24 protein-coding genes are annotated in these 12,933 nt (G+C 48.0%); 23 read left to right on the plus strand and 1 reads right to left on the minus strand.

Annotated elements, in window-relative coordinates; all coding sequences use genetic code 11:
* Positions 1–423: 423 nt before the first annotated feature.
* A complete protein-coding gene (locus ACQY2K_RS05095; protein WP_428040989.1) occupies positions 424–924 on the minus strand; it encodes a type IV pilin protein in 501 nt (166 codons plus the stop codon).
* 339 nt (positions 925–1,263) lie between these two features.
* On the opposite strand from ACQY2K_RS05095, the gene ACQY2K_RS05100 reads away from it, so the two are divergent.
* The 23 genes from ACQY2K_RS05100 (at position 1,264) to secY (ending at position 12,915) form a co-directional block, all read left to right on the plus strand.
* Positions 1,264–1,626 (plus strand): hypothetical protein, encoded by a 363-nt coding sequence (locus tag ACQY2K_RS05100; protein ID WP_428040990.1) that lies wholly within the window; start codon positions 1,264–1,266, stop codon positions 1,624–1,626.
* Between the two features lie 10 nt (positions 1,627–1,636).
* Positions 1,637–1,984, plus strand: a complete 348-nt coding sequence (locus tag ACQY2K_RS05105) for a hypothetical protein (RefSeq protein ID WP_177746023.1) — start codon at positions 1,637–1,639, stop codon at positions 1,982–1,984.
* A gap of 319 nt (positions 1,985–2,303) precedes the next feature.
* Positions 2,304–2,648, plus strand: coding sequence for a 30S ribosomal protein S10 (rpsJ, locus tag ACQY2K_RS05110; RefSeq protein WP_428037898.1), 345 nt, complete (start codon positions 2,304–2,306; stop codon positions 2,646–2,648).
* Between the two features lie 18 nt (positions 2,649–2,666).
* Positions 2,667–3,458, plus strand: coding sequence for a 50S ribosomal protein L3 (gene rplC / locus ACQY2K_RS05115; protein ID WP_177746025.1), 792 nt, complete (start codon positions 2,667–2,669; stop codon positions 3,456–3,458).
* A gap of 12 nt (positions 3,459–3,470) precedes the next feature.
* Positions 3,471–4,103, plus strand: coding sequence for a 50S ribosomal protein L4 (gene rplD, locus ACQY2K_RS05120; RefSeq protein WP_177746027.1), 633 nt, complete (start codon positions 3,471–3,473; stop codon positions 4,101–4,103).
* Positions 4,103–4,399 carry a 50S ribosomal protein L23 gene (locus tag ACQY2K_RS05125; RefSeq protein ID WP_177746029.1) on the plus strand — a complete coding sequence of 99 codons (297 nt, stop codon included), beginning with the start codon at positions 4,103–4,105 and terminating at the stop codon, positions 4,397–4,399. Before rplD ends, ACQY2K_RS05125 begins: the two co-directional genes overlap by 1 nt.
* A gap of 21 nt (positions 4,400–4,420) precedes the next feature.
* Positions 4,421–5,260 (plus strand): 50S ribosomal protein L2, encoded by an 840-nt coding sequence (gene rplB, locus ACQY2K_RS05130; protein WP_177746031.1) that lies wholly within the window; start codon positions 4,421–4,423, stop codon positions 5,258–5,260.
* A gap of 2 nt (positions 5,261–5,262) precedes the next feature.
* Positions 5,263–5,547, plus strand: coding sequence for a 30S ribosomal protein S19 (rpsS, locus tag ACQY2K_RS05135; protein ID WP_177746033.1), 285 nt, complete (start codon positions 5,263–5,265; stop codon positions 5,545–5,547).
* 16 nt (positions 5,548–5,563) lie between these two features.
* Positions 5,564–5,923: a 50S ribosomal protein L22 gene (gene rplV, locus ACQY2K_RS05140; protein WP_087289330.1), complete on the plus strand. Its 360-nt coding sequence runs from the start codon at positions 5,564–5,566 to the stop codon at positions 5,921–5,923.
* A 3-nt stretch (positions 5,924–5,926) separates the two neighbouring features.
* Positions 5,927–6,658, plus strand: coding sequence for a 30S ribosomal protein S3 (rpsC, locus tag ACQY2K_RS05145; RefSeq protein ID WP_177746035.1), 732 nt, complete (start codon positions 5,927–5,929; stop codon positions 6,656–6,658).
* A gap of 13 nt (positions 6,659–6,671) precedes the next feature.
* Entirely contained in the window at positions 6,672–7,082 is a 411-nt protein-coding gene (gene rplP / locus ACQY2K_RS05150) for a 50S ribosomal protein L16 (RefSeq protein WP_428040991.1), read from the plus strand.
* A 3-nt stretch (positions 7,083–7,085) separates the two neighbouring features.
* Positions 7,086–7,289, plus strand: coding sequence for a 50S ribosomal protein L29 (gene rpmC / locus ACQY2K_RS05155; protein ID WP_177746038.1), 204 nt, complete (start codon positions 7,086–7,088; stop codon positions 7,287–7,289).
* Positions 7,290–7,300: 11 nt separating this feature from the next.
* On the plus strand, positions 7,301–7,570 hold the full coding sequence (gene rpsQ, locus ACQY2K_RS05160; RefSeq protein WP_177746040.1) for a 30S ribosomal protein S17: 270 nt from the start codon (positions 7,301–7,303) through the stop codon (positions 7,568–7,570).
* Positions 7,571–7,598: 28 nt separating this feature from the next.
* Positions 7,599–7,967 (plus strand): 50S ribosomal protein L14, encoded by a 369-nt coding sequence (rplN, locus tag ACQY2K_RS05165; protein ID WP_087289320.1) that lies wholly within the window; start codon positions 7,599–7,601, stop codon positions 7,965–7,967.
* Positions 7,968–7,970: 3 nt separating this feature from the next.
* On the plus strand, positions 7,971–8,279 hold the full coding sequence (gene rplX / locus ACQY2K_RS05170) for a 50S ribosomal protein L24 (RefSeq protein ID WP_177746042.1): 309 nt from the start codon (positions 7,971–7,973) through the stop codon (positions 8,277–8,279).
* Between the two features lie 15 nt (positions 8,280–8,294).
* Complete coding sequence (gene rplE, locus ACQY2K_RS05175; protein WP_428037896.1) at positions 8,295–8,891, plus strand: 50S ribosomal protein L5; 597 nt, start codon at positions 8,295–8,297, stop codon at positions 8,889–8,891.
* 15 nt (positions 8,892–8,906) lie between these two features.
* Positions 8,907–9,092, plus strand: a complete 186-nt coding sequence (locus ACQY2K_RS05180; protein WP_087289315.1) for a type Z 30S ribosomal protein S14 — start codon at positions 8,907–8,909, stop codon at positions 9,090–9,092.
* Between the two features lie 70 nt (positions 9,093–9,162).
* Complete coding sequence (gene rpsH, locus ACQY2K_RS05185) at positions 9,163–9,555, plus strand: 30S ribosomal protein S8 (RefSeq protein WP_177746046.1); 393 nt, start codon at positions 9,163–9,165, stop codon at positions 9,553–9,555.
* A 9-nt stretch (positions 9,556–9,564) separates the two neighbouring features.
* The gene (gene rplF, locus ACQY2K_RS05190; protein WP_428040992.1) at positions 9,565–10,116 is read left to right on the plus strand and encodes a 50S ribosomal protein L6; all 552 of its coding nucleotides are present in this window, start codon (positions 9,565–9,567) and stop codon (positions 10,114–10,116) included.
* 2 nt (positions 10,117–10,118) lie between these two features.
* On the plus strand, positions 10,119–10,484 hold the full coding sequence (gene rplR / locus ACQY2K_RS05195) for a 50S ribosomal protein L18 (RefSeq protein WP_177746050.1): 366 nt from the start codon (positions 10,119–10,121) through the stop codon (positions 10,482–10,484).
* Positions 10,485–10,498: 14 nt separating this feature from the next.
* Entirely contained in the window at positions 10,499–11,101 is a 603-nt protein-coding gene (rpsE, locus tag ACQY2K_RS05200; protein WP_428040993.1) for a 30S ribosomal protein S5, read from the plus strand.
* A gap of 18 nt (positions 11,102–11,119) precedes the next feature.
* On the plus strand, positions 11,120–11,581 hold the full coding sequence (rplO, locus tag ACQY2K_RS05205) for a 50S ribosomal protein L15 (RefSeq protein ID WP_177746054.1): 462 nt from the start codon (positions 11,120–11,122) through the stop codon (positions 11,579–11,581).
* Positions 11,581–12,915, plus strand: a complete 1,335-nt coding sequence (gene secY, locus ACQY2K_RS05210; RefSeq protein WP_177746056.1) for a preprotein translocase subunit SecY — start codon at positions 11,581–11,583, stop codon at positions 12,913–12,915. The genes rplO and secY overlap by 1 nt, the downstream gene beginning before the upstream one ends.
* The last annotated feature ends 18 nt before the right edge of the window (positions 12,916–12,933 follow it).

The raw sequence follows: 12,933 nt of genomic DNA on the forward strand, positions 1-12,933 counted from the left end.
CGCGAAGGTGGCCATACGGTAGGCGCCGGTGTTGTAACCAAAATTATTGAGTAGTTTTACTGCTTAATGTGCAAAAAGGGGGACCGAATTTTCGGCCCTCCTTTTTTGTTGGTACAAAGTAACCCGGTATAGCCGGGGGACAGTTATTGTTTTAAGGGAGATTAATTTATAAATACCTCTTACTTTTTGTGCCGTCAAAAAGGAACAAAAAACTCGCCGCTCGGGCTCCATAAAAAGCAGTTCGCAACGGGAAATTTTATAACTCGCTTTGCTCAACCAATAAAATTTCTTGTCCGCCGTGAACGCTTTTTATAAACGGAACAAAGAGCGGGCAAACAGCAAAAAAACGAGGTAATTTTGCCCTTTGTAAAGACTTAAAATAACTATCGGTGTAGAGGTGTCATTTGCAGCGTTTTATTTTCATTAAGGTCGGTACTCTACCCCTAGGCTTGTGAGAGATTTGCAAATATCTTTTCCTTGTTCTGTCTCTGAAGAACATAACAAACAATTTTCCCCATCAACGGAAGGGTAACAACGCCATAAATCATAAATGCTTTCGTCCTTTATGTTTCCTGTGCAGGTTCCTTTACACCGGTAGGCGGCTACACCTGTCGAGTCGTCTCTTGTCAGATAGAAGAAATTTTTTGTTACATACATAGGACCACAACAACCTGAGTCCTTCCAGTAGCCACCAGATAAAGAAATATCCCAGTTTTCGGGATCGGCATATACAGCACTATCATAAACACCACTACTTAAAATAGTTGTTTCCACAGCATTAACAATATTACTGGTAATAGAAAGAGCCTCGGTTGCACGGGCTTTTTCTACGGCTTTGGTGTATTGCGGCAGGGCGACGGCTGATAAAATGCCGATAATCAGCACGACTACTAACAATTCTATTAAGGTAAAACCTTTTTCCATACTTTTCTCCTTGTCAGTTTTTGGAAAAAAGGCTCATAAAAAACGGCTGCCTATCTTGCGCCAGAGCAAGTGCCGCAAGTATAAACAGCCGTAGTCTGCCGCCAAAAAGGCGGCAAACATTCAGCCCAAGAAAAAGGGGTTATAAGGCCCTTTCCCTTGCGCATTTGATCGGCTGTTTTTGGACTTGCTCTGGATTACGTTCGTAATGCCTCCGTGTTCTTCACACGGTTCCAAAAACAGATAAATTTTTATTTCTGCAACATTTTAAGTATAACAAATTTAAACGTATTCTCCCAGTTTGGTATAATATAGATAATCATTATATAAGGAGTCGCTCGTATGAATATTAAATTAGCGGGCTTTTTGGGCAGCGTTCTGTTGCTGGCAGGTTGTGCGGCCACAGAACAGGGGTACCAGCCCATTAACCCAAAAGCCAAAAACTATGCCGAAGCGTTGCGGTCGGCTGATAAATCGTGCCAAGTAGATGCGGATTGCACCTCGGTCAACAAGGGTTGCTGCCTGTGCCACGGCAAAGAAGCGGTTAATAAAGCGGCCGCCAAAGCATTGAAATCCCGTTGGAATAAAGAATGCGCTGATGGCGTATGCACCTTGGAAATGTGTTATGTGGAACTGAACACGTCCTGCCAAAACGGGACTTGTGTGGGCACACCCAAGCCAATGAAGGACTATTTTGCCAGATAAGGAGAGATAAGTGAAAAAAATTCTAATTGTATTAGCCTGCGCCGCCGCATTGGGCGCTTGTGCTTCTTCCGGTGCGGGGATTAATGCCACTCCGGCCAAATTAACCAAAGCCGTTGCCGCGGCAGACAGAACCTGCCAAACGGATGCCGATTGTGTAGCCGTTCAAAAAGGCTGCTGCCCTTGTGCGGGCTTTGAAGCCGTAAATAAAACGGCGGCCGCCAAGGTTCAAAATGTACTTGAAAAGGCCTGCGCTAATGCCGGTTGTACGCGCGAAGCCTGCTACACCCGCATTACCACTGCGTGTGTAAACAATGTTTGCACGGGCAAATTGATTGCCCCCAAAGCAGTGGCTTTTTAAGGCAGAAACTTTATAATGTGCCCGGCCTTCCAAAACAGGCCGGGTGCTGTATTGTAAAGCCCGACGGAGAAAGTCTTTACAATACAAGACGGATATTATACAATATATATAAGCGAATTTTAGGCGCTAGACAAAGAAACGAAATGGTGAAAAACGTGAGTATTTGTATAGCGCAAAAGCCCACTAATTTGGTATAATAAAATGTACTGAATTGGACGAAAGGCAGGAAATTCCATACCGGCTCGTCGGAGAAAGCGACCCGGGGGAGGAGTTTCTGCCGAATAATTTTTTTGTAAAAAACATTTAAGGAAAACCAAAAATGGTAGAAAAAACAGAAAAAAAGGCGAAAGTATTGAGCCAAGAAAGAATCCGCATTAAATTGCGTTCTTACGATCACCGTATGTTGGACGCCTCGGTTTCCCGCATTGTGGAAACTGCACAAAAAACGGGCGCCATCGTGGCGGGTCCTGTTCTTCTCCCGGTTCGGATTAAGAAGTACACCGTACTTCGCTCTCCCCATACCGATAAAAAGAGCAGAGAACAGTTTGAAATGCGTATTCACAAAAGACTCATTGATCTGAAAAGTCCCACTTCCAAGACCGTTGACGAGTTGATGAAATTAGACTTGCCGGCCGGTGTGGATGTGGCAATCAAAAGCAACTAACAGGAAACCTGATAGAATATGACTGAAGAAATCAAAAATGCTGCTGGTGCCCAAGAGGCAACCCCCGTTGCTGAAGCGGCCAAAGCAGAAACTGTCAAAGAAGCCCCGGCTACGTTTCGTTTCGTAATCGGCGAGAAAGTGGGTATGACCCAACTCTTTGATGAAAAAGGCAACCTTCACGGTGTGTCCGTTGTAAAAGCGGGTCCGTGCAAAGTTGTACGTGTCAGAACCCAGGATAAAGACGGTTACAATGCCGTTTGCGTGGGTTTTGGCGAAGTGAAAGAAAACAAACTTAACAAACCTGAACTCGGTTATTTCAAAAAAGCCAATGTGGCGCCGGTCAAACATATGAAGGAATGCCGTGTGGCCGACGTGAATGGTTTTGAAATTGGTCAAGTCATTTCACTTGAAAAGATTTTTAAACCCGGCGACTATGTGGACGTCCAGGGGAAAATTAAAGGCCACGGTTTTGCCGGTGCGATGAAACGCCACGGCTTTGCCGGTCAGGCTGATTCCCACGGTGCATCTGACAGATGCCGCGCTCCGGGTTCCTTGGGCTCCCGCCGCTCTTTGGGTAAAGTGCTCTCCGGTCAGCGTATGGCTGGCCACTATGGTACCACCACCCATACCGTCGCCAAGATTGAAGTTGTGAAAGTGGATAACGAAAACGGTCTCTTGTTCCTTAAAGGCTCTGTGCCGGGTGCAAGAGGTTCTATCGTCTCCGTCTTGGAAACTTCCAAATACAAAAAACACTATGTGGCGCCCCAGCAGCATAAAGTGTCTGCTTCTAAGGCCGCCAACAAGAAGTAAGGACTTTGACCCATGGAAACTAAAGTTTTAGATATTAAAGGAAAAGAAAAAGGGACCTGCGCTCTGCCGGATAGTTTGTTCGCCGTCAAAGCCAACCCTACGTTCCTGCACGAAGTCATCACCGCCTTTTTGGCCAACCAAAGACGCGGCACCGCTGATGTAAAAACCCGCAGCGAAGTGTCCGGAACCGGCAAAAAACCGTGGAAACAGAAAGGCACCGGCCGCGCCCGCCAGGGCAGTTTGCGCGCTGTGCAGTTCCGCCACGGCGGTATCGCTTTTGGGCCTACCCCGCATTCCTATCGTCAGGATTTGCCGGCCGCCAAACGCAGAACCGCTTTGGCTATGGCTCTTTCCACCAAACTGGCCGAAGGCAACTTGGTAGTTTTGGACTCTTTGACCTTCAAAGAACCCAAAACCAAAGCCTTTGCCGCTGTAATGGAAACATTAGCCGCCGGCCGCAAACCGTTGGTGCTTGATAACTTTGCCGACGAAAATGCCGCTTTGGCCTGCCGCAATATGGAAGGTTTAACCCATATCCCGACGCAGGACATCAACGCCTACGTGGTGCTCAACAGTTCCAAAGTCATCTTGACCAAAGACGCTGTTGAAAAACTGTGCGATACCTTCGCCAAGGAGACGAAATAATGTCCCGCACGTATGAAACGTTAAAAAAGCCCCTTTTGACTGAAAAAAGTCTTATTGAAAGAGACACGCATAACCGCTACGGCTTCGTAGTGGCCAAAACCGCGTCTAAGGGCGAAATCAAAACCGCGGTGGAAAAAATCTTTAATGTAACCGTTACCAAAATCAACACCATTAATGTAACGGGCAAAACCCACCGTATGGGTCGCTTTGAAGGGAAAAGACCTGATTATAAAAAGGCCTTTGTTACCTTGAAAGAAGGCGATAAAATTGAAGTGGTGGAAGCCGCTTCAAAGTAGCGAAAGGAGAAACTACTAACTATGCCTATTAAGTCATTTAGACCTTATACCCCTTCCCGCAGAACGATTACGGTTTCGGATTATTCCGATATCACCAAAACCACTCCGGAGAAGAGTTTAACCAAAGGTCTGCGCAAAACCGGCGGCAGAAATAACACCGGTATGATTATGGTTCGCCACATTGGCGGCGGCCACAGACGTGCTTACAGACAAATTGATTTTAGAAGAGAAAAATACGGCATTCCGGCCAAAGTCGTATCTATTGAATACGATCCGAACAGAAGTGCCCGTATTTGTCTTTTAAATTACGCTGACGGCGAAAAGAGATATATTCTTCATCCGCTCGGCGTACAGGTGGGCGATGTGTTGATGTCCGGCCCGGCCGCTGATATTAAAGTGGGTAACTGCCTTGCTCTTAAAAATATTCCCGAAGGTACTTTTATCCACGCGATTGAATTGAAAGTTGGCAAAGGCGCCCAGTTGGCTCGCAGCGCGGGCAGCCAGGCCCAACTTATGGCCAAAGAATCGGACTATGCCCATATCAAAATGCCGTCCGGTGAAATTCGCTTGGTCCCCAGCGCTTGCTGCGCGACGATCGGCCAAGTGGGCAACATTGACCACGGCAACGTCGTAATCGGCAACGCCGGCAGAAACAGACATCGCGGCGAAAGACCTACCGTACGCGGTAGCGCTATGAACGCGGTTGACCACCCGATGGGCGGCGGCCGTGGGCACGGTAAAGGCGGAAACATTCCGCGCTCCCCGTGGAACCAGCAGACCCGCGGTCTGAAAACTCGCTCCACCAAAAAAGCGTTCGGCTGGATGATTGTCAGCGACAGAAGAAAAAACAAGGCTAAGTAATTATGGGAAGATCAACTAAAAAAGGTCCGTTCGTGGATTTAAACCTGTTGGAAAAAGTTCAGGCGATGAACGCTTCCAACGAAAAGAAACCTATCAAGACGTGGGCAAGAGCCTGCACCATCGTGCCGGAATTCGTGGGACACACGTTTCTGGTGCACAATGGCAGAAAATTTCTTCCCATTTACGTTTCCGAAAGAATGGTAGGATACAAACTCGGTGAATTTTCTTTCACTCGTTTGTTCAAAGGTCACGGTGGCATGACGAAAGATTCCACCGCCCTGAAATAAGAGTTGAGGATTTGATATGGAAGCTTGTGCAAAAGCTAAATTTCAACGTTTCGGCAGCCGCAAGGTAAACTTGGTGCTGGATCAAATCCGCGGTAAAAACGTCAAGGCGGCGGAGGAAGTTCTTCCTTTCGTAGCCAAACGCACCTCGGATTTGGTGGCCAAAACTTTACACAGCGCTGCTGCTAACCTGGAAGTGAAAGCCGGCAAAAAACTGGATTTCAGCAAAGTCTTCATTAAAGAAGCGTTTGCTAACCTCGGCCCCAGCGGCCACTTGAAAAGAGTACAGCCCGGCCCGCAGGGTCGCGCTATGCCCTATAAGAAAAGTATGTGTCATTTGACTGTCATTGTTACCGACGAAAAAAAGGGAGGTCGCTAATTTATGGGACACAAGATTCATCCCCGGTCAATTAGATTAGGTTATATTCAGGATTGGCGTTCCAGATGGTTCGCTCCCAAGAATATGCCCGCGCTTATTAAAGAAGACTTTGATATCCGCAAAATCATTGACGACAAATTCAAAATGGCGGCTGTCAGTTACGTCGGCATTGAAAGAGCCGGTGCGTTCTTGCGTGTGAATGTTCACACTGCCCGCCCGGGTGTGGTAATCGGCAAAAAAGGCGCCGATATTGAAGCGTTGAGAAAAGAGTTGGAAGCCCTTACCGGTAGCAAAACTTTCGTCAACGTGATTGAAATTAAAAATCCGGAAACGGACGCCCAACTGGTAGCCCAGAATATCGCTATGCAACTTGAAAAGCGCGCTCACTATGGCGCCGCTATGAAAAAAGCGATTGAAAAGGCCTTGTCCGGTAAAGCGCTCGGTATTAAAATTATGGTGTCCGGCAGACTCGGCGGCGCGGAAATCGCCCGCACCGAGTGGAAACGCGAAGGCCGCGTTCCGCTGCACACCTTGTGCGCCGATATTGACTACGGTTTCACCGAAGCCAACACCATCAGCGGTAAAATCGGCATTAAAGTCTGGATTTTCAAGAGAACCCACTTCGCCAAATCTCCGAAAGAGATTATGAACGAACTCAAGAAACATCGCGACATGGAAAGCGGTTCCACCGAAGGCGCGACGGAAGTTGCCGCCCCGGCTGTGGAAACCAAATAGAGGACTTTGACTTATGTTAATGCCTAAAAGAGTTAAATATCGCAAGCCCTTCAGCGCGCCGCGCATTAAAGGTAATGCCAAGCGCGGTACGGAAGTGGTTTTTGGCGAATTTGGGTTGAAAGCGTTGGAACCCAAATGGATTACCGCCCGGCAGATTGAAGCTGCCCGTATTACCTTGTCCCGCTTCATCAAGAAAAAAGGCAAATTGTGGATTCGCATTTTCCCGGACAAAGCCATTACGAAACACCCCGCCGAAACCCGTATGGGTAAAGGTAAAGGCGCGCCCGAATACTGGGCCGCTGTGGTGAAGCCCGGCAGAATTTTGTTTGAATTGGAAGGCGCTTCCGTGGAAGATACCAAAAAAGCGATGCGTTTGGCTTCCGACAAACTGCCGATTAAGACGAAACTGGTAACCAGAAGGTAGTTTATGAAAACGAACGAAAAAGAAGTTTTGAAAAAGAAAACGTTGGCCGAACTGAATGAAGCGCTCGGCAAAGCCCAAGAAAAGAAGTTCAACCTTCTTTTCAAACACAGCACCACTCCCATCGCTAACCCGATGGAAATTAGAGCGGTCAGACGCGAAATTGCTCTTTTGCAAACGCTGATCAACCAGAAGAAAGAGCAAAAATAGAGGTTTTAAAAATGGAAAATCAAGAAACCCGTGCTAAAAGAAAGGTCCTCACCGGCGTGGTTGTGTCCGACAAAATGAACAAAACCCGCACCGTTATGGTGGAACGCCTGGTTCACGACGACCGCTATGGCAAAACGCTCAAAAGAGCGGCCAAATTCCACGCGCACGACGAGGCCAACGAAACCAAAATCGGCGACAAAGTGGAAATTATGAGCACCCGTCCCGTTTCCAAAACGACGAAATGGCGTGTTTCCAAGATTGTGGAAAAAGCCAGAGCTTAGTTTTTAAAAACTACGGAGTTATTAAAGTATGATTCAATTAAGAAGCATAGTCAATGTGGCCGACAATTCCGGCGCGCGTAAAGTCCAGTGCTTTAAAGTGCGCGGCGGCCACCACCGGGATATCGCAACTTTGGGAGATGTCGTGATGTGCTCCGTCAGAGATGCGATCCCTACCTCCGCCATTAAAAAAGGCGACGTAGTCCGCGCGGTAGTCGTTCGCGTGGCCCGCGAAAAAAGAAGAAAAGACGGTTCCTATATTCGTTTTGATGACAACGCTGTTTGCATCATCAACGATAACGGCGAACCCAAAGGCACCCGTGTGTTCGGGCCCATTGCCAGAGAACTCAGAGAAAAGAACTTTTTGAAAATCATTTCCCTGGCTCCTGAGGTGGTATAGAGTATGATTATCAAGAAGAAAGATACCGTGCTGGTTTTGGCCGGCAAGGACAAAGGCAAGAAAGGCGAAGTGAAATCTGTCAACCCGGGCAAAAACAAAGTAGTAGTTGCCGGCGTAAATATGATTTCCAAACACACCAAGCCTACTCAAAATAAGCAAGGCGGCATCATCCAGATGGAAGCGGCGTTGGATGCTTCTAACGTAGCGGTCATCTGCGGTAAATGCAAAAAAGCGATGACGCCCAAAGTGCAAGTTTCGGCCGACGGTAAAAAAGTACGCGTTTGCCGCAAATGCAACGAGCCGATCATTTAATCCAGGTAAGAGAAAATGACTAAGAAAGAAACGAAAAACGTAACAAAGGCGCCCGAGGGATATACTCCTCGCTTGCAGGCCCTTTATAAAGAAAAAGTGCTTCCGGCCTTGCTCAAAGATATGGGTGTAAAGAGCCCGATGGCTGCGCCGAAACTCACGAAAATCGTGATTAACATCGGTGTCAAAGATGCCCGTGAAGACATTAAAGCGTTGGAAGTGGCCAAAGAAGATTTGACCGCCATCGCTGGTCAGGCTGCCCAAGTAAGACGCGCCAAAAAATCTATCTCTAACTTTAAACTTAGAGAAGGTATGCCTATCGGCGTGCGCGTAACGCTGCGCGGTGCGAGAATGTATGAATTTATGGAACGCTTCATTATGATCGCCTGCCCCCGCATCCGTGACTTCCAGGGTTTCAACCCGAGTTTTGACGGCAAAGGCAATTTGAACCTGGGTATTAAAGAACATTATATTTTCCCGGAAATTGATGTGGAAAAATCACCCAAAGCCCACGGTATGAACATTACGTTCGTTACCACGGCCGGCAACGATAAAAGCGGTCGCCTGCTCATGGATTATATGGGTATGCCCTTCCGCAAATCGGCTACTAAATAAGAGGACTAAAACTTTATGGCTACTAAAGCATGGGTTGCAAAAATGGCTAAGGACCAAAAGTTCGCCGTGCGCTATCACAACAGATGCCAAATCTGTGGCCGCGCAAGAGGTTACTACCGCGACTTCGGTCTCTGCCGTATCTGCCTGAGAAAGATGGCACACCAGGGTTTAATCCCGGGTCTTAGAAAATCGAGCTGGTAATTTACAGGAGGAGGTATCGCTTTCGGGCCAACTCCGTTACGGAAAGTGGCTTGGGACGATAACCTAGAATATGGATCCAATCGCAGATTTCTTAACCAGAATAAGAAACGCCAATATGAAGAAAAAAGAAAAAGTGGATATCCCTTTTTCTAAAATCAAAACCGAAATTGCGCGCATCCTCAAAGAAGAAGGATATATCGCCAATTTCAAAGCCGTCCATAATGAAACCAAGGGCGGCGTGGTAAGAGTATTTTTGAAATACACGCCGGAAAACGAATGCGTTATCCAGGGCCTCAAAAGAGTGTCCAAACCGGGTTCCCGCGTTTACAGCGCTTACAACAATATCCCGAAAGTTCGCGGCGCTTTTGGTATTTCTATTCTTTCCACTTCCAAAGGCTTAATGACCGACGCGCAAGCCAAAGCCGCCAAAATCGGCGGTGAACTTTTGTGCCAGGTCTGGTAAGGGGGGAATATGAGCAGAATCGGTAAAAAAATTATCAACATCCCCGCTAATACCAAAGTGGAAATTAAAGAGAACATCATCACCGCTACCGGCGCTTTGGGCACCTTGTCCTACACTTTGCCGGAAGGTGTAACCCCCAAAATGGAAGGGGCTGTGTTGACTTTCTCTATCCCGGAAAACCGTGTGAAAGAACTTAACGCTATCCACGGCACCACCCGCGCGAACGTCTTTAATATCATTGAAGGCGTTACAAACGGTTTCTCCAAAACCTTGGAAATCAATGGTTTGGGTTACCGCGCAAATGTGGCCGGACAAAAACTCAATTTGGAATTGGGTTTCTCTCACCCCGTCAATTTGGATATCCCCACGGGCCTTACGGTCGTGGTGGATCCGAAATCCGGCGCGGTAACGATTAAAGGCAGCGATAAGTTCAAAGTGGGCGATTTCGCGGCCAAAATCAGAAGAATCAGACCTCCGGAACCCTACAAAGGCAGCGGTATTAAATACCAGGGCGAACATATTGCCCGCAAAGCCGGTAAGACTGCGGCGGGAGGTAAATAATTATGGCTACTAAGCAAGAAAGATATCAATTCAGAAAGGACCGCAGCCGCGGCCACCTGTTGAAAAACGGTGCGCACCGCCCGCGCCTTTCGGTGTACAGAAGCTTGAAATACATCTATGCCCAAATTATTGATGACAACACCCACAGCACGTTAGTGTCTGCCACGACGTTGTCCAAAGAATTTGAAGGCAAGTTTGACACTTCCGCCAAGAGTATTGAAGCCGCCAAGGCCTTGGGCGCTGCTATTGCCAAGAAAGCGCTTGAAAAAGGTATCAGCGAAGTAATGTTTGACCGCGGCGGACGCGTGTACCACGGCAGAATTAAAGCGCTTGCTGATTCCGCCAGAGAAGCAGGATTGAAATTCTAAGACAGGTGAATTTAATGTCCAATGAAACGCTAGTTAAAAGCGATAACAGAAAAGAAGCGAAAGGCAAAAGAGCCGAGTTTCAAAAAGCAAGACCGCTCGCCGAAGGCAAAACGACGGTCATCCACGTAGCCAGAACGGCCAAGGTAGTAAAGGGCGGTAAACGCTTTGGTTTCCGCGCGTTGGTCGTGGTCGGTAACGGTATGGGCAAAGTGGGCGTTGCTATTGGCAAGGCAAACCAGGTTCAGTTGGCTATTGCCAAGGCTGAATCTCACGCGAGAAAACATATGATTACGTTCCCGATTGTGGGCGAAACGATTCCTCACGAAACCATCGGCAAGTTCGGTGCTTCTTCCGTGTGGATGAAACCCGCCGCCCCCGGTACCGGTGTAATCGCCGGCAGCGGTGTGCGCCTCTTGTTTGAAGCCGCCGGTATCAAAGACGTGCTCGCCAAGAGTTTGGGCAGTTGCAATCCGTGCAACCTCGTGTATGCCACTATGGAAGCGTTCAAACAACTCAAAAGCAAAGAAGTTGTAAACGTGATCCGCGGCAAGGCCGAAAAAGCCGCTGCCGAAGCCCCGAAAGCCGAAGCGTCCGTAGAAGCCGCCAAGGCCGAATAGTTTTGTGGAGAGAATAAAATGGTAACTTTAAATAAACTTTTCCCTAAACATGGGTCTAGAAAAGCCAAAAGACGCTTGGGCCTCGGCCCGGGCTCTGGTTTGGGCAACTACTGCACCAAAGGTATGAAAGGGCAGACTTCCCGCTCCGGTAACAGCCGCAAGGAAAGCAAAGAAGGCGGTCAGATGCCTCTTATCCGCCACACGCCGAAAAGCGGTTTTTCCAATAAAGACTTTGCCAAGCGTTACGATTATGTAAACCTCGGCTCCTTGGAAAAAGTGTTTGCGGCCGGTGCGGAAGTAACCCCCGAAGCCTTGAAAAAAGCGGGCATCATTCACGATGTTACCCGTGTCAAAGTGTTGGCTAACGGCGCTTTGACCAAGGCCTTGAAAGTGTCTGCTCACGGTTTTTCTGCCACCGCCAAAGCGGCGATTGAAAAAGCCGGCGGCACCGTAACCGTGCTTGAACAGAAGACCAAATAATGGCTAACAACACAGTTGCAAATATCTTTAACGCCCCCGAACTCAAGAAGAGACTTCTCTTCTTGATTGGGGCGTTGGCTGTTTTCCGGATTGCGGCTGCAATCCCAATACCCGGTATCAATGCGGATGTTTTGAAACAACTCTTTGCCGCCCACCAAAACGGTATTCTTGGTTTTATGAATATCTTTTCGGGCGGAGCGTTGGGGAAATTCTCCATTTTGGCCTTGGGTATTATGCCGTACATCAATGCGTCCATTATTATGGGGCTTGTTCGCGGGGCGCATATTTTCCCCGCGTTGGACAGAATGCATAAAGAGGGCGAATCCGGCAGAAGAAAAGAAAACCAGATTACCCGTATTTTTGCACTGTTCCTGGCTGTTTTGCAAGGCGCTATGATGACCTTCGCCATCACGAAAGTGGAAGGCGCAGGCGGCGTATCGGCGGTAGTCAATCCGTCTTTTATGTTTTTTGTAACCACCGTGCTGACCCTTGCGGCCGGTACGATGTTTGTAATGTGGTTAGGCGAACAGATTACGGAAAAAGGGGTGGGCAACGGTATTTCGCTCATCATTTTTGCCGGTATCGTGGACCGTTTGCCCAGTGCCATTATGGAAGTCGTCAACCGCGTAAAAACGGACGAAATGGACTTCTTTATGGCCTTGGTGATTTTTGGTGCGGCGATTGTGATTACCGCGTTAGTGGTATGGCTGGAAACGGCCCAACGCCAAATCCCGGTTCAGTACGCCAAACGCCAGGTAGGGAATAAAACTTATGGCGGACAGACCAGTTATCTGCCGCTTAAAATTGACCAGAGCGGTGTGATTGCAGTAATCTTTGCATCCTCTGTTATTTCCTTACCGCTGACGATTGCCAGTTTTAACCAAGAAGCCGCTTGGGCGCAGAAACTGTTGGAGGCTATGAGCCGCAGCAACGGTTGGTATATGTTGATTTTCTCCGCGCTCATTATTTTCTTCTGCTATTTCTACAATTCTATGACGATTAACCCGTCCGATTTGGCAGACAATATGAAGAAATGGGGCGGCTTTATCCCGGGTATTCGCCCCGGGGAACCGACCAAAAACTACATTGAGTGGGTAATGAACCGCTTGACGTTCTGCGGTGCCATCTTTGTATGTTTGGTGGCAGTCTTGCCGGATTTCTTCCGTGCGGAATTTAACGTGGACTTTTACTTCGGCGGTACGGCTTTGCTTATCGTCGTTGGTGTCGCGTTAGATACCGTCGGTCAAATCCAAGCCCATCTCTTGGCCCGCAATTACGAGCCGTTGATGAAGGGCAGCAAGAGAATTAAAGGCCGCTGGTTCAACGTCCAGTAATTTTTACAGATTTTGGGA

Source organism: Candidatus Avelusimicrobium fimicolum (genome assembly GCF_021632165.1).
In the GTDB taxonomy this organism is placed as follows: Bacteria; Elusimicrobiota; Elusimicrobia; order Elusimicrobiales; family Elusimicrobiaceae; genus Avelusimicrobium; species Avelusimicrobium fimicola.